General features: G+C 70.8%; 10 protein-coding genes. 6 read left to right on the top strand and 4 right to left on the bottom strand.

Annotated elements, in window-relative coordinates; all coding sequences use genetic code 11:
- Nucleotide 1 precedes the first annotated feature (1 nt).
- The 4 genes from ABTZ94_RS03305 to ABTZ94_RS03290 are packed head-to-tail and all read left to right on the top strand — an operon-like array spanning nucleotide 2 to nucleotide 4681.
- On the top strand, nucleotides 2–820 hold the full coding sequence (locus tag ABTZ94_RS03305; RefSeq protein ID WP_351196974.1) for a hotdog fold domain-containing protein: 819 nt from the start codon (nucleotides 2–4) through the stop codon (nucleotides 818–820).
- Entirely contained in the window at nucleotides 817–2670 is a 1854-nt protein-coding gene (locus ABTZ94_RS03300; protein ID WP_351196972.1) for an amino acid adenylation domain-containing protein, read from the top strand. The genes ABTZ94_RS03305 and ABTZ94_RS03300 overlap by 4 nt, the downstream gene beginning before the upstream one ends.
- Complete coding sequence (locus tag ABTZ94_RS03295) at nucleotides 2667–3932, top strand: cytochrome P450 (protein WP_351196970.1); 1266 nt, start codon at nucleotides 2667–2669, stop codon at nucleotides 3930–3932. The genes ABTZ94_RS03300 and ABTZ94_RS03295 overlap by 4 nt, the downstream gene beginning before the upstream one ends.
- Nucleotides 3929–4681 (top strand): thioesterase II family protein, encoded by a 753-nt coding sequence (locus tag ABTZ94_RS03290; protein WP_351196968.1) that lies wholly within the window; start codon nucleotides 3929–3931, stop codon nucleotides 4679–4681. The genes ABTZ94_RS03295 and ABTZ94_RS03290 overlap by 4 nt, the downstream gene beginning before the upstream one ends.
- A 496-nt stretch (nucleotides 4682–5177) precedes the next feature.
- Here ABTZ94_RS03290 and ABTZ94_RS03285 read toward each other — a convergent pair whose 3' ends face one another.
- Nucleotides 5178–6194, bottom strand: coding sequence for a helix-turn-helix domain-containing protein (locus ABTZ94_RS03285; RefSeq protein ID WP_351196966.1), 1017 nt, complete (start codon nucleotides 6192–6194; stop codon nucleotides 5178–5180).
- A gap of 263 nt (nucleotides 6195–6457) precedes the next feature.
- Here ABTZ94_RS03285 and ABTZ94_RS03280 point away from each other — a divergent pair, with 263 nt between their 5' ends.
- A complete protein-coding gene (locus ABTZ94_RS03280) occupies nucleotides 6458–10159 on the top strand; it encodes a S8 family serine peptidase (RefSeq protein ID WP_351196964.1) in 3702 nt (1233 codons plus the stop codon).
- A 228-nt stretch (nucleotides 10160–10387) separates the two neighbouring features.
- On the opposite strand, the gene asnB is transcribed toward ABTZ94_RS03280, so the two are convergent.
- Together asnB and ABTZ94_RS03270 are read right to left on the bottom strand one after the other, a co-directional pair.
- Nucleotides 10388–12235, bottom strand: coding sequence for an asparagine synthase (glutamine-hydrolyzing) (gene asnB / locus ABTZ94_RS03275; protein WP_351196963.1), 1848 nt, complete (start codon nucleotides 12233–12235; stop codon nucleotides 10388–10390).
- Between the two features lie 333 nt (nucleotides 12236–12568).
- Nucleotides 12569–16204: an nSTAND1 domain-containing NTPase gene (locus tag ABTZ94_RS03270; protein WP_351196962.1), complete on the bottom strand. Its 3636-nt coding sequence runs from the start codon at nucleotides 16202–16204 to the stop codon at nucleotides 12569–12571.
- Nucleotides 16205–16584: 380 nt separating this feature from the next.
- On the opposite strand from ABTZ94_RS03270, the gene ABTZ94_RS03265 reads away from it, so the two are divergent.
- Nucleotides 16585–17892 carry a glycosyltransferase family 39 protein gene (locus ABTZ94_RS03265; RefSeq protein ID WP_351196960.1) on the top strand — a complete coding sequence of 436 codons (1308 nt, stop codon included), beginning with the start codon at nucleotides 16585–16587 and terminating at the stop codon, nucleotides 17890–17892.
- A gap of 237 nt (nucleotides 17893–18129) precedes the next feature.
- Here the strand turns inward: ABTZ94_RS03265 and ABTZ94_RS03260 are convergent, their stop codons facing one another.
- Complete coding sequence (locus tag ABTZ94_RS03260) at nucleotides 18130–18699, bottom strand: GNAT family N-acetyltransferase (RefSeq protein ID WP_351196958.1); 570 nt, start codon at nucleotides 18697–18699, stop codon at nucleotides 18130–18132.
- Nucleotides 18700–18864 lie beyond the last annotated feature (165 nt).

Here is an 18864-nt window from a genome sequence, read left to right as displayed (position 1 = left end):
GGTGAACGCACTCGATGACACCCCGCACCGCGCGAGCCGTGCCGAAACGACCTGTGCCGAAACGAGCCGTGCCAAGACGATCCTTGTCGGCCGTCGCTACAACGGCCCGCCGAACAGCGCCAACGGCGGCTATGTCTCCGGTCTCGTCGCGCAGCGCGCGAGAGGGATGCTGGAGTCCGAGAGAGACCTCGTGGTCCAGCTGCACCTCCCTCCACCGCTGGACACCGACCTGCGGCTGACCCGGGCCGGCCGGCGGGTCCACGTCTGGCACGACGACGTTGTCGTCGCAACCGCCTCGCCCCAGGCGGCCGGCGCCGACACTCCAGGAGCGATCGCCCCGGAACTCGCGGAGCAGGCCGGGCTCCGGTACGAGGGGCAGGGCGGCGCCCACCCCTTCCCCACCTGTTTCGTGTGCGGTCCCGAACATCCGGACGGCCTGCGGCTGGCCCCGGGCCCGGTGCCGGGCATGGACGATCACGTCGCCTGTCTCTGGACGCCGGACGCCACCACCGACGACGGGACCGGCACCGTCGCCGAGGAGCTGGTCTGGGCGGCACTGGACTGCCCGGGGGGATGGACGCTCGACCCGCTGCGCAGCCCGCTGGTGCTCGGCCGGATGTCGGCCCGGATCACCGCGCTTCCCCGCGTCGGCGAAGCCGTGGTCGCGGTGGGACGCGGCGTCCCCGGCGAAGGCCGGGTCCACACCTGCGCCACCGCACTCTTTAACCGCGACGGAACCGAACTGGCCCGCTCGACGGCGACATGGGTCCGTCTGGCCCCCACGGCAACACTCCAGGACACGAAAGCGGAAAACAGTTGACCAAGACGGCCTCGACCACAGACACCACCGACGTTCCCGGGTTCATCGGCAGTGGAGAGCCGCCGTTCACCGCACGGCCCCTTCATGAGCTCGTCGCCGAACAGGCGGAGCGGGCCCCCCACGCACCTGCGGTGACCTGCGACGGCCAGACCCTCACGTATCAGCAACTGATCACCCGCGCCCAGGGCCTCGCCGAGCGGCTGCGGGCCGCCGGACTGGCGCAGGAGGACGTGGTCGGCGTGCTGATGCCACGGTCCCCGGAACTGATCGTGGCTCTGCTCGCCGTGCTCATCGCGGGCGGCGCGTACCTCGGACTCGAACCGGACGACCCGCCGGGCCGAAGGGAGTCGCTGCTCAAGGATGCCGACGTCGCCATGGTGATCGTCGACGATGCGCTCCGGGACCGGGTTCCCGACGGAATCACCACGGTGTCGGAAGACGCCGCAGCACCGCGGCCCACCACCGGGCCGACGGTTCCGCCGCTCCCCGGCCACCCGGACCGGCTCGCCTACGTCAGTTATACCTCGGGTTCCACTGGAGAGCCCAAGGGCGTCGCCGTGCCGCACCGGGCGGTCGACCGCCTCGTGCGGGGCGCGGACTGGATGGAGGTCCGGTCCGAGGACGTCTTCTTCCACATCGCGCCGGTCGCGTTCGACGCGTCCACGCTGGAGATCTGGGCCGCCCTGGCCAATGGCTGCCGCCTGGTCGTCTTCCCCCAGGTCGCGATCACGCTGGAGCAGGTGGCGGAGACGGTCCGCACCGAGGGCGTGACCGTGCTCCTGCTGACGACCGGGCTCTTCCATCAGATGGCGGGCTCCCGGCTGGACGCGTTCGCCGGCGTACGCCACGTCCTCACCGGTGGCGACGTGGCATCGCCGAGCCATGTGGGGCGGCTGCTGGCCGCGTACCCGCAGCTGGTCTTCACCAACGGCTACGGGCCGACCGAGAACACCACGTACACCACCTGCTGGACCAGCAGCACCCTCGCGGCCGGGCAGAGTGTGCCGATCGGCCACCCGATCAGCGGCACCAGGGTCGCCGTGCTGGACGGCAGCCTCCGCCCGGTGCCCATGGGCGAATGCGGCGAGTTGTACGCGGCGGGCGCCGGACTCTCGCGCTGCTATCTGCACCGCCCCGCCGCGACCGCCGAACGGTTCGTCCCGGACCCGTTCGCGACCGAGCCGGGGGCCAGGATGTACCGGACCGGCGATCTGGTGCGCTGGACACCGGACGGCACGCTGGAGTTCGTCGGGCGCGCGGACGAGCAGGTCAAGGTGCAGGGCTATCGCGCCGAGCCGCGCGCCGTCGAGGTCGAACTGGAGCACATGGCCGGGGTGCGGCACGCGGTCGTGCTGCCGCAGGCCGACCCGGCCGGTGGCACCAGGCTCCTCGCCTATGTCGTGCCGACCGATCCGGATCCGGGCAACGCGATCGGCCTCGGCCGCCAACTGCGCCTGGACCTAAGGGAGAAGCTGCCCACGTACCTCGTCCCCTGGGCGATCCTGATCCGCTCCGAGCTGCCCCTGAACCGCAATGGCAAGGTCGACCGACGGGCCCTGCCGACTGCCACCCGGGTGCCCCGCAATGTGGGCAATGAGTTCGTCGCACCGCTCACGACGGTGCAGTTGCGGCTGAGCGAGCTGTGGGGCGAGCTCCTGGGAGTCGAGCCGATCGGGATCGAGGACGACTTCTTCGACCTCGGCGGCCACTCGCTGCTGGCCACCGAGCTACTGGTCGCCGTGCAACGGGAGTTCGGCGTGGACGTTCCCGCGCAGACCCTGTTCTTCTCCCCCACCGTGGCCGAGTTCGCCACGGCACTCGTCGAGCAGCTGGAGGAACAGCCCCGATGACGACGGTCCCTTCCAGCAGGCAGTGCCCGGTCTCCGCGCCGCAGCAGGTCGATCTGATCGACCCCGACCTCTACCGGGGAGACGGGGCGCACGAGGCCTGGCGGCGGCTGCGCGAACACGCTCCGGTGAGCTGGCAGCCGGTCCGCGACATCGGGTACTGGTCGATCGTCGGCCACGCCGAGGCCTGCCGTGTCCTGCGCGACCACGACACCTTCACCTCCGAAGAGGGCACGCTGCTCAATCTCCTCGGCAAGGGCGACCCGGCCGGCGGACGGCAGATGGCGGTGACCGATCCTCCCGCCCACGCCCGGCTGCGCGGCCCGCTACAACAGGCGCTGTCCATCAAGACCGTGGAGAACGACCGGGAGCGGATCCGGCGCACCGTCGTCGCCCTCCTCGACCCCCTGGCGGACGGCGGCACGTTCGACTTCGCCACCGCCATGGCCGCCCTGCCCATGGGGGTGATCGGCGCGATGATGGCGCTGCCGGAACAGGACTGGCCGCGCCTGATCCGGCTCACTCACGCATGCATCGCGGCGGACGACCCCGAGTTCCAGCTCGCCGCGGGGCCGCAGGCCACCCTGAGGGCCGCCCACCGCGAACTCTTCGCCTACTTCCAGGACATCGTCACCCAGCGGCGGCACTCGCCGGGCGACGACCTGATCAGCGTGCTGCTGACCAAGGAGTTCGACGGGCGTCCGCTGTCACCCGGCGAGATCGTGTCCAACTGCTACAGCCTGCTGCTCGGCGCGACCGTCACTACGGCCCAGCCCCCGAACGCGGCGATGGTCGCGCTCGCCGGGACGCCGGTCTTCGACGACTGGGCCGCACACCCGGAGCTGCTGACCAGCGGCGTGGAGGAGTCGCTGCGCTGGGCTTCGCCCACCCAGCACTTCATGCGCCACACCACGCGCGACGTGGAGATTCGAGGTGTACGGATCCCGGCGGGGGACCCGGTCGTGGTGTGGCTGGCTTCGGCGAACCGCGACGAGAGGGTATTCGCCGACCCGGACATCTTCGACATCCGGCGCACCCCCAACAAGCACATCGCGTTCGGCGTGGGCGCGCACTACTGCATCGGGCACACAATCGCCCGGGTGACCCTGCGGGTCTTCTTCGCGGAACTGCTGGCCAGGTTTACCGACTTCGCACTCGCCGGCGACCCGCTCCGCCTGCGCTCGAACATCATCGCGGGTTACGTCCACCTGCCGATCACCGCAAGGCCCCGCCAGCTGCCCCGCACAGAAAGCCCCCGGCGATGAACACACCCGCACCCCTCACCACCCCACCCCGCAAGAAGTGGTTCCTGCGCGAACCGTCACCCACGGCCACGGCGCGCCTCTTCTGCCTGCCCTACTCGGGATGCGGCGCGAGCATGTACCGCCGCTGGCCGACAATGATCGACGGCGTCGAGATCTGCCCGGTGCAGTTGCCCGGCCGGGAGAACCGCATGCGCGAACCGGCCTATGCCACGTACGAGTCAATGGCAGACGACCTGGCCGAGGCCCTGCTCCCCTACCTGGACCGCCCCTACGCACTGTTCGGCCATTGCGGCTCCGCTCTGGCGGCGTACGAAACGGCGGTACGCCTCGCCCAACGGGGCCACCCCGCCCCGACCCGGCTCTTCGTCTCGTCCGAGGTGGCCCCACAGGACGGCCCGTACGGCCGCTTCCTGGACATGACCGACGAGGAACTCGCCACCGAACTGCACGAACTGGTCGCGGAACTGGGCGGCACCCTGCAACCGAGCCTGCTGGCCCTGTACCTGGGCGTACTGCGCAAGGACGTCGACATGAACACGCGCTACCACGTGCCCGAACCGGTCAGGCTGCCGTCGCGCATCACCGCGATCGGCTGGACCGAGGACACCGGCATTGCGCCCTCCCTCATGACTGGCTGGTCGGCCTGCGGCGACACGAGCTTCGAACTGCTGGAGGGAGGCCACTACCGCTTCATCGACGCACCAGCAGAACTCCTGTCGCTCCTGACAACGGAGCTGCTCCCCGCATGAGCACACCAGGAGGGGCGGGGAGCCGGGCCGCGCACACGTCTCGCGCGCGGCCCGCTGCGGGGAGAGCTGCTCACCGGAGCCGAACCACTGAGTCGAATCGCAGGATGCATGGGGCGAAGGTGTCCTCGGGACCGTCGGCACGGCCGACCGACCACACCGTCGCCGGGCCCGGCACCGGCGCCGGCCTCAGCACCTCGGAGTCGCCCTCCCCGGGCACCGTCGGTTCGCTGTGCTCGGTGAACGGCTGGCCGTTCCAGGCGAGGAAATCCGGCCCACCGCGCCGCCGGAGTCCTCGCGCAACGCCACCACATCACCCCCGCCCTGGCCCTGTCCCTGCTACGGGCCCGCGCGTTCGCCTCCGCCAGACCCCTGCCCGACATCCGCGACCGATAGAACCCTCCGCGCGGCGCCGCGCGCGATCAAGGACAGCGGCCCGTCAGGACACGGCCACTCCCGTCAGGCCGTACACGCAGGGTCACGTTCCCAGCCGCCCCTCTCACGACAGCCACCCCCGCCGCGCCGCCTGCCACACCAACTGCGTCCGCGTCGCGGCGCCGGCGCGCTGCATCAGCACCTGGATCCGGCGCTGCACCGTGCGCTGACTGACCCGTAGCTGCGAGGCGATCGCCTTGTCCGCGACCCCGGCGACGACCAGGGACAGCAGATACCGCTCGTCGTCGGCGACGTTCGCACCGGGCCGCGGACTGCCGCCGAAGTCGGCCAGCTCGCCGGAGTCCGTGACGTGCAGCGGCGACGCCGCCGCCCACTGGCTCTCGAACAGTGCGATCAGCGCGTCGAGCAGGCTGCTGCCGCGCACCACCGCCGCCGTCGGCTCACCCAGCGAACCGCCCGAACCGCCGTGCATCAGCGGGCAGATGGCGATCGAACCGTCCGCGATCACCATCCGCACCGGCAGCGTCCCGGTAGCCCGCGCCTGCTCACCCGCGCGGATGCTCCGGGCAACGTTGTCGACCATGCCGGGCTCCTCCAGCAGAGCGCGCTCGTAGATGGCCTGGTACCGCACCCCACGGGCGAGCAGCTCCCACTCCTCGACGTTCTCCGCCGCAGGCATGGCCACATGGCCGGCCTTGCAGAGCCACCGCATCTCACTGGCCCCGTACGCCATATGACGCAGCCGCTGCCGGATCACACTCGCCCCCGTGATCACCTCGACAAGCTGCCCCGCGTCATGCCGCCGCCCCCCGGCCCAGTACTCCTCGGTGAGCTGCTCCACCCCCCGCCGCGCCGCCTCCAGCGCCTCATGCCCACGCAACAGCAGCGGACGCAGCGCCGCATCGGGCGCCACCGGTACATAGCGCACCGCGCCCCCCGCCGGCGAAACAGCCACCCGCCCCACCAGCCCCTTGTCGTGGAGCGAGGCCAACAGCCTGTGTGCCTGCGCCACTTCGAGCCCCAGCTGCTGCGCGATCACCACGGCATCAGCCTCACGCACCCCGACGAGGAAGCGGTACACCCGCTCCTCCCCCGCCCCGATCCCCGCGGCCTCCAGCATGTGTCCGCCTCTCACGACACCCCCACCCACCCCAACCGATGTACCACCCACCGGACACAGCGTGATCTAACCACACCCGCACACCTGGACGATGGCCGCTTTATCACGCACGACGACCCTCCGACTTCGATACGCGCAAAGTGGCGGCGAGCGGACATGTCACTTCTTCGTCAGGCGCGGCCGTAGCGTCGGTACCCCTTCCTGCCGAGGCTTGACCCGCCGGTCGTGGAACCCTCCCTGCCGGCGGAAGGAGAGCGTTCAGCATGCGTTTCAGGCGAAGAGCCGCACTGCTCAGCTTCACCTTGGCGACCACCATGGCCACCACCCTGGCCGGCGGCGGCCTGGTGTACGGTGCCACCCCCGCACCGAAGACCGGGGAGGACGCGGTAACCACCCCGTCCCAAACGGAAGTCCGCACCGCGAAGGTCACCCTCGTCACCGGAGACCAGGTGACGGTGGCCACGAGGGCGGGCAAGACCCTCGCCGTCAACATCACCCCGTTCCACCGCAGTGCGGCCGAGCTGCGGACGTACACCGTCGGCACCGATGTGTACGTGATCCCGCGCGACGTCGAAGCGCTGGTGCACAACGGCCAGGTGGACGGCCGGCTGTTCAACGTCACTCAGCTCATCGCCCAGGGGTACGACGATGCCCACCACGCGTCGACCCCGTTGATCGTGCGCTACGCGTCCGGCGCCAAGGACACCGCACCCGGCGGAGCCCGCATCACTCGGAAACTCCCCGGCGTACGCGGAGCCGCCGTCAGCGCCGACAAGCGCAAGGGCGCCGCGTTCTGGGAGGCCGTCGACGACGACAGCGCCCGCGCAGGTACCCCCAAGGCCCGCCTGTCGGGCGGCGTCCAGCGCCTCTGGCTGGATGGGCGGGTCAAGGCGCTCCTCGACAGGAGCGTCCCGCAGATCGGCGCCCCGGAGGCGTGGAAGGACGGTTTCGACGGCACCGGCGTGAAGGTCGCGGTGCTGGACACCGGTGTCGACGCCACCCACCCCGACCTCGCCGACCGCATCGTGGAAAGCCGCAGCTTCGTCCCCGGCGAGACGGCGCGCGACGGCCACGGCCACGGCACCCACGTCGCCTCCACCATCCTGGGAAGCGGAGCCGCCTCCGGCGGGAAGTACCGGGGCGTGGCACCGGGCGCCGGACTGATCGTGGGCAAGGTGCTCGACGACGGCGGCAGCGGCTCGGAATCCTCGATCATCGATGGGATGGACTGGGCCGCGCACTCGGGGGCGAAGGTCATCTCCATGAGCCTGGGCGGCGGGGAAGGCGCCGACGGCACCGACCCCATGTCGATGGCGGTCAACGAACTGACGGCGCAGACCGGCGTGCTGTTCACCATCGCGGCGGGCAACAGCGGCCCCGCGGCTAAATCCGTCGGCTCACCCGGAGCCGCCGACGCGGCCCTGACGGTCGGCGCCGTGGACTCCACCGACGCGGTCACCGACTTCTCCAGCCGGGGCCCACGAGGCGGTAACGGCGGGCTCAAGCCGGAGATCACCGCGCCGGGCTCGCGGATCGCCGCCGCCCGCGCCGCCGGCACGACGATGGGCACACCGGTGGACGGCTCGTACACCACCGCGAGTGGCACCTCCATGGCCACGCCGCACGTGGCCGGCGCCGCCGCGATCCTCGCGCAGCGCCACCCCGACTGGACACCGGCCCGTTTGAAGAGCCGGCTGATCAGTACGGCCAGGACCACCGCCGCCACCTCCGTCTACGCCCAGGGCGCCGGCCGCGTGGACGTGGCACGCGCACTCCGGCAGCCCGTATCGGCCAGCGGCACGGCCGACTTCGGACTGCGGGACTGGGACGCCACCGCCCCGGTCGGGAAGAAGATCGAGTACGTCAACGACGGCGACCAGCCGGTCACCCTCGCCCTGAAGGTCGAGAACGCGGGCGAGGAACTGCCGGCCGGAGTGCTCAGCCTGGGAGCCGACTCGGTGACCGTGCCGGCGCACGGCACCGCCGAGGTCGACCTCACCCTCAACACCGTCGGCGTGACGACCGGATCCCACGGCGCGCACGTCACCGCGGTCTCCGCCGACGGGCGGACGGCGGCAGTGACGGCGGTCGGCTTCGGCCGGGACGTACAGCGCTTCGACGTCACGCTGAAGGTGCTCGACCGCGACGGCAAGCCGACGAGCGGCATCGCCGCGGTCACCGCCTGGCAGCTGGGCCGCTACGGACTGCCCGAGACATACCCGGTCGCAGCGGACGGGACCGTCGTGGTGCGGGTACCGCGCGGCGAGCACGCTTTCATCTCGGAGATCTCCCACTACAACTCCGACTGGAGCCGGCTGGAGGAGTACACCTACGCCGCCCAGCCGGGCACGATGATCGACTCCGATCGGACCTTCACCCTGGACGGTGCCAAGGCCGGCCCGGTCACCATGACCACCTCCCGGCCGACGGAGACCAACCGCGCCCGCGTCGGTCTGAACTTCCAGGCCGTGGACAGCGGCGTGATCTACGACCGCGAGGTGTGGCTGGACGGCGAGACGGCCGTGTACTCCGTCCCGTCGCAGACCGCGAACGAGCACTTCGAATCGCGCGCCGGCTGGTCGCTCGGCGCACCCGCACTCGACGCCCGCCTCGTCGGGCACGGCAACCGGGCCTTGGACGCGGCCTACTTCGAGGGCTGGACGGGCTCCGCACGGATCGACGGCACCCGCGTCCTGCGCGTGGCGAAGGCCGGCGAGGACGTCCGGGGCAAGCTCGCCCTGGTGAAGCGGAGTGCCGAGCGCACGGTGAGAGAGCAGGTCGACGACGCCGCGAGCGCCGGTGCGCTCGCCATCCTCATCTACAACGACATCCCCGAGAACTGGCTCGCAGGCAACTGGGGCTCGACGGCCACCAAGATCCCGGCGATGACCCTCTCCGGCACCCAGGGCGAGGAGCTGGCGGCCCTGGGCAGCGCCAAGATCAGGATCTCCGGTACGGCGGTGAGCCCGTACTCCTACGAGCTGCTGAAGTACCGCAAGGGCGGCATCCCCGCCGACCAGCGCTACCGGGTACGCGACAAGGAACTGGCCACCGTGGACTCCTCGTTCCACGCCTCGACGCCGGCCACCGAAGGCGGATACGCCCGGCTGATGCGCTCGCCGATGCAGCCGACGGCGAACTTCGGCTTCGACCGGGTGGTCCTGCCGCGCTCCCGGACCGAGTACGTCTCCGCGGACGTGCCCACCTGGGAAGCGGTGAAGACAGGTCCCGTGTGGACGGCGGGCGGCTCCTGGAAGGTGACGAACACCTCGACGCTCAAAGCCGGACAGCGCGTGCACCGCGACTGGAACAAGGCCGTGGTCCGCACCGCGCTGCCGGACGCACAGTCCAACTCGGCCGTCCGGCAGGGAGATGTCGGTGCGGTGGCGTCGGGCGGTCTGCTCGACACCGCGCCGGACCAGGCCTTCTCCGTCGAAGCCGGCAGCGACAAGGCGCTGTCCACCGTCTACCGGGACGGCCAGCTCCTCGGCAGCGTCCCTTCGGCGCCCGTCGCCTTCCCGATGACGGCACAGCGCGCCGAATACCGCGTGGTCACCGACGTGAAGCGGGACACCCCCGGCTGGACGACCTCCACCGAGGTGCGCACCGACTGGCGCTTCCACTCCGAGCGGAAGGAAGGACTGACCCTGCTCCCCGTCCTGTCGGTCGACTACCGACTCGACGTCGACCAGGCCAACAGCGCCCGGCCGCACTCCACCACCCGCATCGGACTGGGCGTGCGCTACCCGAAGGGCCTGAACGGTCTGAAGCTCGCCGGGGCGAAGCTGTGGGCCTCGTACGACGACGGCACCAACTGGCGGCAGGTCCGCCTCGACGGCGGCCTCGACGGCACGATCGGCAACCCCGCGAACGCGGGCTTCGTGTCGCTGCGCGTGCAGGCCACCGATGCCGATGGCAACACCATCGAGCAGACGGTGACCCGCGCCTACCAGATCCGCCGCTGACCGATGCCGGGGCGCCTGCACCGCAGGCGCCCCGGCGTGCGTGTCCACCCTGCGACGGTGACATGGGCGGGCCACACATGGTGTCCGGCCGCTGCTGGGCGACCCGATGCGTCGAACCCACGCGGCGTGCCCAGCAAGGGGATCAGCATCATTCAGGTGCCGGCCGAGGGCCCCGGTCTGAGATCTGCCCGCATCGGCTCCGGGCGCGCCGCGCCGACGGCAGCCCGCTCAGCTGAGGTCCACCTCCGGCCCGTACATGTCCAGCCACGTCGCGAGGTCCAGGGTGCGCTCCAGGCCGCGGCGGGACGCCGAGGTGATCCGGGGTGCGTCGTGGTCAACGACCCGTTGCAGCCGGGCTCGGTCGATGAGTTCGAAGACCCGGTGGTCCGGGCGGGCGAGCAGATCACGGGCGTGCTCCTGGAGGGCGACGGCGTACTTCGGGTCCTGCGTCGACGGATAGGGGGTCTTGGTCCGCTCGTACACGGACCGGGGAAGCAGATCCGCGGTCGCCTCGCGCAGCAGGCTCTTCTCCCTGCCGTCGAAGGACTTCAGGGCCCAGGGGGTGTTGTAGACGTACTCGACGAGCCGGTGGTCGCAGAACGGCACCCGGACCTCCAGGCCGACGGCCATGCTGGCGCGGTCCTTGCGGTCGAGCAGGATGCGGACGAACCGGGTCAGGTGGAGGTGGCAGATCCTGCGCATGCGGTACTCGAAGTCGCTCTCGCCGGTGAGCCGTTCGATGCCGGCGACGGCGGAGTCGTAGCTGTCGCGGATGTACGTCTCCAGGCCGAGGGCCTGGTTCACGTCGTCGCGGAGCATGCCCGCGTCCTCGCCGAAGTGCTCGGTGAACCGCACCAGCCAGGGGAAGGTGTCGGCGCTGCGGGCCTCCTCGTCGAAGAACTGGAGGTAGCCGCCGAAGACCTCGTCGGCCGACTCGCCGGACAGCGCGACGGTCGAGTGTTCGCGGATGGCCTGGAAGAGCAGATAGAGCGAGGCGTCCATGTCGCCGAGGCCCATGGGGATGTCCCGGGCCCGGATCATCCGGGCGCGTACGTCGGGGTCCGCGAGGGTGTTCGGGTCGAGCACGATGTCGCGGTGGAGGGTGCCCGCCTGCTCGGCCACGTCGTGCACGAACGGGGTGTCGGGGGTGGTGCGCAGTTCGTCGGCGACGAAGTTCTCGGTGCGTCCGACGAAGTCGACGGCGAAGGTGCGGACCTTCTCGCCGCTCTTGGCGAGCTGCCGGGCGGCGAGCAGAGTGACCGCGGATGAGTCGAGGCCGCCGGAGAGCAGGACGCAGCGGGGTACGTCGGAGACCAGCTGTCGGCGCACGATGTCGTCGAGCAGTGACCGTACGTTGGCGATCGAGGTGTCCCGGTCGTCCGGGTGCGGACGGGTCTTGAGCTGCCAGTAGACGTGCCGGCGCAGGCCGCCGCGGTCCACGGTGACGACCGCGCCGGGCTCCACCTCGTACATGCCGTCCCATACGGCGTGGCCGGGGTTCTTGACGAGGGTGAAGAGCTCCCGGAGCCCGCCGAGAGTCACCCGGGGCCGGGCCACCGGATTGGCGAGGATGGCCTTGGGTTCCGAGCCGAAGAGCACTCCGTCGGGCGTCGGCCAGTAGTAGAAGGGCTTGACGCCCATCCGGTCGCGGATCATGACGAGCTTGTCTTGGCGGCTGTCCCAGAGGGCGAAGGCGTACATACCGTTGAGCCGTTCGGCGACGGACTCGCCCCACTCCAGATAGCCGTGCAGCACGACCTCGGTGTCCGAGTCGGTGATGAAGCGGTGCCCGCGGGCGGCCAGTTCGGTACGGAGTTCGGTGAAGTTGTACGCCTCACCGGAGTAGACGAGGGCGACTTCCCCCTCGGGTGTGCCGACGGTCATGGGCTGGCGTCCACCTGGCAGGTCGATGATCGCGAGCCGCCGGTGTCCGAGCCCCACGTGACCGGCGATCCAGGTCCCCCGGTCGTCGGGGCCCCGGCAGGACATGGTCTCCGTCATCGCGTCCAGCGTCGCGACGTCCTCGGCTGCCCGCAGATCACTGTCGAAGGAGACCCAGCCGGTGATGCCACACATACGCGTCCTCCCTATTCGGTCCCGGCCGGGAAAGCGGTCGTACGCACGGTGCCGTCCCCCGGGCGGCGTGCCGAAGGCGAAGGCCCGGCAGAACCAGTTGTATTGAGCAGCTATGTAACGAGCCTCTGTCCGCGATTGCGTACGGTCAACACGGTCGTTACATCGACGGAGGCCGGCCCCTCATACTTTCGGCCGCCGCTTTCCCCTTCCAGTACGGGGCGCCGCGCTGCGCAACTCCTGCGGGAAGGGCCCGCGGGCCGGGGAGGGAGCCCGAATCGACCACGGGCAAAGACTTGCCCAATCAGGGGTGGGCCAGTGGGGTGCACCCGGCGGTCAGCAAGTGCTCCGATACCCCACATCGGGGAGATGCACCTGCCATTCGTCCTTCGAGAGACCGCCCAGGGAGCGTGAGCAGACGTCGGCGGCCGCCCGGGACGGAGCGAGCGGGTAGGTGCGCAGGGCGGTGTACGGGGTGGTGACGCGAATCCGGCTGTCATCCGCGGCGTAGGCCAGCGCCAGCACCGGCCCGTCCGCGGCGGGCAGCGGTGCCCCCTGGGAGCTGGGGTCCTCGGTGTTCCACATACGCACAAAACCGTCGGGCGAACCGACGGCGACGGAGCGGCTGTCGGCGGAGAACGCGAGGGCGGGCTGCGGAAGCCCCCCGTCGGCGCCGGGGGCCAGTACCGCGAGGCGGCGGCGCCCCGCCCCGTCCCACAAGGTGACGCGCCCGAAGAAGTCCGCCATGGCCAGGTATTGGCCGTCGGGGCTGTAAGCGGCGGTTGCGACAACACTCTCGCCCCGCAGAACGCGCCTCGCCCGGCCCGACTCCGGTTCCACCGACTGGCCCTGCTCCGTGAGGAACCTGCCGTCCGGGGCCGTCGCCACCACGGAGCCGTCACGCTTGCGGTACACGGTGGACCAGGCGGGGTCACCCTTCAGTTTCCCGACCTCGATGGTCTCGCCCGCGGCGGAGGAACGGGAGACGGTCACCGACCGGTCGTCGAGTGAGATGCCGACCAGGTCGCCCACGTGCAGCCGGGGTCCATGAGGGTGAACGGAGATGGTCGTGGGACCGGACTGATGGGCGAAGGTGCGGCCGTCGGGGCTGAATGCCATCAGGCGCTCGCAGCCCTCGCAGGACGGTCCGGTGAACACGGCGTCCTGCCGACCGGTGACGGCGTCACGCAGCCGTACTTCGTATTTCTTGCCATGCGGGGTGGGCAGGGTGGTTGCCGTGGCGAGGGTCCTGCCGTCCGGGCTGAACCTGGCCCTCCTGAGGGGCACCTGCTGCCGGCCGGGCGAGAGCACTCCATCGAGGGATATGGACCGGACCGCGATCGCCGGGGTCGTCCCCTCCTCGTAGCGCAGAACCCGGCCAGCGATGTCCAGGGTGAGCCCGCCGAAGCCCGCTCCGGACAGCGGCTGGCGGAGCACCGGCGCGGACGGATCCGCCGTACGCCAGAGCAGCGCCTGAGTGGCGCTGAGCGTCGCCACGTAGGCGCCGTCCCGACTGAACACGAACTCGAACGGATCGGGGACGGGGATGCGGGGCCGCTCATGTCCGGTGCGTACGTCCCACATGCGGACTCCGGTGCCGGACCGGAATGCCAGCCTCCGGCCGTCCGGGGTAAAGGTGAACCCGTCCATGTCGCACACGTGCGTAGGCGCGGCCCCTGGTGTGCGCAATCGGCTGCCTCGTCGGGTGTCCCACACCTGGAGCGGGCCGGTGTCCGGGCAGAACGCGAGCAGCTTGTCGTCCGGGCTGACGACAAGGCCGCGGGCTTCCGAACCGTGGAGCGGGATCTGTGACAGCAACCGGCCGTCGCGGAGATTCCACAGCTTGATGACGCGATGGTTCTCCTGAACGGCGAAGGTCCGGCCACCCGGAGTGAAGGCGCCTTCGAAGTTCCACCCGGTGGAACCCTCGGGCGGTCCGAAGACCGGGCCGGTCGGACCGCCCGCAGCCAGATCCCATACGCGGAGACCGGTGGGGGTACGGAAAACGACGCTCCGGGTGTCCGGACTCACATCCACGATGTGATTCGCATGCTTCCCCAGACCCGGGTACGACGGGAGTTCGCGGTGCGAGGCCACGTCCCAGCGCCGGGTTCGGTCGGGGCTCACCACGGTCAGAGTGCGGCCGTTCTGGCTGGTGCGGCGCCAGACACTGTTGTCCTCATTCGGCAAGAAGTCCGTCGTAGGAGAGGCGAACACGTCCAGTTCCCGCTGGGCAGCCGCGCCGAACAGCGCCTCCCGGGTCCGGGGCAGGTCGGCGATCCGCCATGCGGCCACGCTGAGCCGCAGGGCGGTACGCGGGTCGGAGTGGCGCAAGGTGTCCGCGACGGCGGCGATTCTCAGCGCTTCGGCCTCGGTGGCCCGACGGGCGCTGGCGCGGCTCTGCTGCCAGGCGAGGAGGCCCGCGACAACGGCCAGGCACAGCAGGAGTGACAGGGCGACGGTGAGGCTTCGCAGCCGCCGGGTCGTGCGTCTCTCGCTGCGCCGGGAACGGTCGCGGGCCTCGATGGAGGCGGTGAGGAACGCGTCCTCCAGGTCGGTGAGTTCCGCGCGCTCCCCGAAGGCCTCCCCGGCGGCGGACAGCTGTGCTCCGCGGAACAGTGCGCCTTCGTCCCGGTCCAGTCCCTGCCAGGTGCGGGCGGCGTCCGTGAGCCGGCGGTGCAGGCGCAGCCGCTCGCGGTCCTCCTCGATCCAGCCGCGCAGCCGGGGCCAGCCGAGGATCAGTGCCTCGTGGGCGAGGTCGACGGTGGTGGCGTCGGCAGTGAGCAGGCGCGCACGTACGAGCTGTTCCAGGACCAGTGCGGCGCCCGGGGACGTTCCCAGCTCGTCCCTGGGGGTGGGGCGCCTGGTGTCCTGGGTGCCGTCACCGGGTGAGATCAGTCGCAGCAGCAGCGATCGGGCCGTCCGTGCCTGCTGCGGTGTGAAGCCGGAGGTGACCTCTTCGGCTGTGTGCGCGACGGCTCCCTGGATTCCGCCGATCGCCTCGTATGCGGCCAGTGTGAGCGTCCGGCCCCGTCGTCGCCGCCACACCTCCAGCAGGGCGTGGGACATCAGTGGCAGGCCGCCCGGCTCATGCGCGACCTCGGCCACGAGCCGGGCGGTCAGGGCCCGTTCGACCACCAGCCGTTCCGCGGAGGCCGGGCCGACGATCGCTTCGCGCAGCTGCGCCGGAGCCATCGGGCCCACCAGGACGGTGGCGTCGCGCAGGGCGCGGGCGAGGGCGTGGTGCTCGGCGCACCGGCCGAAGAAGTCCGCGCGTACGGCGACGAGGACCCGCAGCCGGGATGCGGGATCGCGTGCGACGAGCAGCAGATCGATGAACTCGGCGCGCTCGGCCGGATCCTGGCAGAGCGCGAAGACCTCCTCGAACTGATCGACCACGATCATCGTGTCGCCCTCGGCGTCCGGCTCCGTCGAGGGGGTGAGCAGCTCGCGGTGGGTGCGGGACGGGTGCTCCCCCGGTGTGAAGACGCGGATCGCGGCCAGCGGGGTGCCGGAGTCGGTGCGCAGGGCCGGGATGAGACCGGCCCGCAGCAGGGACGACTTGCCGCTGCCCGATGCGCCGACCACGGCGGCGAACCGGTGCCGCCGGGTCAGCTCCCGTACGTCGTCGGTCAGCTCGTCCCGACCGTACAGCGGGTCTCCGGGCTCGAACCGGGCGAGCCCCGGGTAGGGCGCGCCCGCCGTCCCCTGTTCCTCGGCTGCTGCCAACTCCGAGGAGGCGGCTGCGCGCCAGCGCTCTTCCCATTGCGCCGCCTCGCCGCCGCAGGCCGCCACATAGGCGAGGGCGACGGGCAGCGACGGCAGGCGCTCGCCTGCCGCGGCGGCGGAGAGTGTGGGTGCGGAGAAGGGCGCGTTCCGGGCCATCGCACGGTAAGGGGGGCTGCCCGCCCGGCGGCGGAGTTTGCGAAGTTCGTGGGCGAACATCTGCACCGCACCGGCGGCAGGATCCACCGGTTTCTCCGGACGTCCCACCCCGTGCCCCCAGCGTTGAGTTACCGAACCGGCGATCACGCTATGCGCCGTCGAGTTGTCTGCGCAACGGCGCTGAGCAGCGCAAATAAAATTGATTGGCATCGCCTGCGGGGGCTGCCCATCAATACGACGGACGATCGACTGAGCGAGAGACCTCTCTTCGGACGGAGCACGTCATCTCTCTCATCCAGCGCACCGCGCCCGCCGCCGATTCGCGAACGGCACTTCTCCCGCACCCTGCCCGGAGCGCCCTTCGCCGGGCGGTCCCGTGGACCCCCGGGCTGCTGGCCCTGCTCATCGGGGTCTGGGGAATCCGTCGCCAGGACACCCTGTGGGGAGACGAGGCGGTCACCTATGACATGGCACATCGGAATGCGCCGCAGATCTGGCAGACCCTGGGCCACGTCGACGTCGTGCACGGCTTGTATTACCTGTTCATGCGGGGGGTGTTCGGCCTCTGGGACGGCGGTCTCGTGGCACTGCGGCTGCCCTCGGTACTGGCGGTCGCGGCGGCGGCGGTCTGCATCGTCCGGCTCGGACAACGGCTCGGAGGGACGTGGACCGGGCTGCTGGCGGGCCTCGTCTTCCCGCTGCTCCCGCCGGTACAGCGGTATGCGCAGGAGGGCCGGTCCTACGCCCTGGTCTGTGTGCTGATCACGTGGGCGAGTTGCCTCCTGGTCGGCAGCCTCTCCCGGCCGGGAAGACGGGGCTGGGTGGCGTACGGCGCGGTAATGCTTACGGCCTGTCTGCTCCATGAGCTCTCCGTACTGATGCTCCTGGCGCATGGTGTGACCGTCCTCCGGGCGCAGCCGGCAAGGCCTGTGAAGCGTGCGTGGAGCGTCGCTGCGGGTGGTGTGCTGGCCGGGCTCCTCCCGCTCGCCGCCTTCAGTACCACGCAGTCCGCGCAGGTGGACTGGATCGGCGCGCCGGACATCGGGGAAGTGCTGGGCTTCGTCGTGACGGCCCTGTTGGGTGTCGCCTTCGCCCGCGTTCCCAGCCGTGCGCGTGGACCGGTCACGCTGCCCTCCCTCGCGCTCCCGCTGCTGCTCCTGCCCACCACGCTGCTTATGCTGACGAGCCCTCTGCATCCCCTGTACGTGGACCGCTATGTTCTGGCCTCCGCCATTGGCTTCGCCCTCCTGACCGGCTCGATGCTCGACCGGCTCCGGCTCTCGGCAGGCGATGCCGGAACATTGCAGCGTGTGACATGTGGTGTGGCACTGGCGGCGGTGCTCGCCGCCCTCGTACCCGTGAGCACCGCTCTGCGGAAGCCGGGGAGCCGCAAGAACGACGCCGCCGCGATCGCCCGGGCAGTCGAGAACATCGGCGAGCCTGGGGACGGGCTGCTGTTCATGCCTTCACGCAGACGCGTATGGACGTTGGCGCGGCCCGACGCATTCCGGGGCCTGTCCGACCTCGCTCTGGAACGGACCCCGGTCGCGTCCGACACACTGTTCGGCACTGAGCTGCCCCCCGTCAGGATCCGGGAGCGCATCCTGACGAGCGCACGTGTCGTCGCCGTACGCGACCTGGAAGGCCAGCCGCTGGACGCCGACGCGCGCGAGGCGGCCAAACGCTCCACCCTCGACGCGCACTTCGAGGAGTGCGCGAGCCGAAACGTCACGCAGGCGCGCATCACCGTGTACGCCAGGCCCGGCCACTGCTGAACCGCGCCGGCTGAACCGGTCCGGGTGACCGGCCCGGCCGACCACTCCGTCCGACCAACCCGACCGACTGCTCCGGTTGAGCTGCTCGATAGGCTGGTCACGACCTTGTTCGCGTCGGTGACCTGCGGTGTCTCCCCGGGCGGTCCGTCGGTCGGGGGCACGGCTGGGGCCCGGCCCGGATCCTCGACGCCGTACCAAGGGATAGCAGGGAATCAAGGTGTTGCTTCCTGCAAGCCCTTAGCTCAGCATCTCGGACGTGATCGCCCACCGCTCGTGGTCGCGCCAAGCTCCATCGACGAAGAGGAAGTCCGGCGAGAACCCTTCGAGACGGAATCCGGCCCGCCGGACGAGGGCGAGCGAACCCTCGTTGCCGGGCTGGATATTGGCTTCGAGCCGGTGCAGGTCGAGCGGCCCGAAGGCGTACCGCAGGACCAGTGCCAGCCCTTCACTCATCAGACCGCGTCCCACCGCGTGGGCGAAGGCCCCGTATCCGAGCGCGCCGCAGCGGAACCCGCCGCGGACGATGTTGTTGATGTTGATGAACCCCGCGATCCCGCCGCCTGCCCCGCTCTCGCCGGATTCCCGTTCACGTTCGCGTTCGCAGACCAGGAAGCCCGCCTTTGTCGGATCGTCGATCAGCCGTCCCGCGTAGGTGGCGTACATGCGGGGGTCCTCGGGCGGGAAGAGCCAGGGGCTGTGTACGCCCCGGCTCTCCCTCGCACGGGTGGTGAACTCTTCGGCATCCGCCGAGGTGTAGGCGCGGATCGCCACACGGCGCCCCTCGGCCAGATAGTCGATTTCAGACATCCGGCCAGCTTAGAGCCGGGCCGGCCAGGGGCGGACAAGCCCGGCCGGAACCCGCCTCGGACGCCTCGCTCCACCCGGCCGCCGACCACCGCAAGCTCCAGCACACCGGTGTCCTCAGGGGCACTGCCGACCGTGACCGGCTTGATGCCGAGGTTGCCCGAGTAG

The organism is Streptomyces sp. NPDC002785 (genome assembly GCF_040295565.1).
In the GTDB taxonomy this organism is placed as follows: domain Bacteria; phylum Actinomycetota; class Actinomycetes; order Streptomycetales; family Streptomycetaceae; genus Streptomyces.
This window is presented reverse-complemented; position numbering and strand designations above follow the sequence as displayed.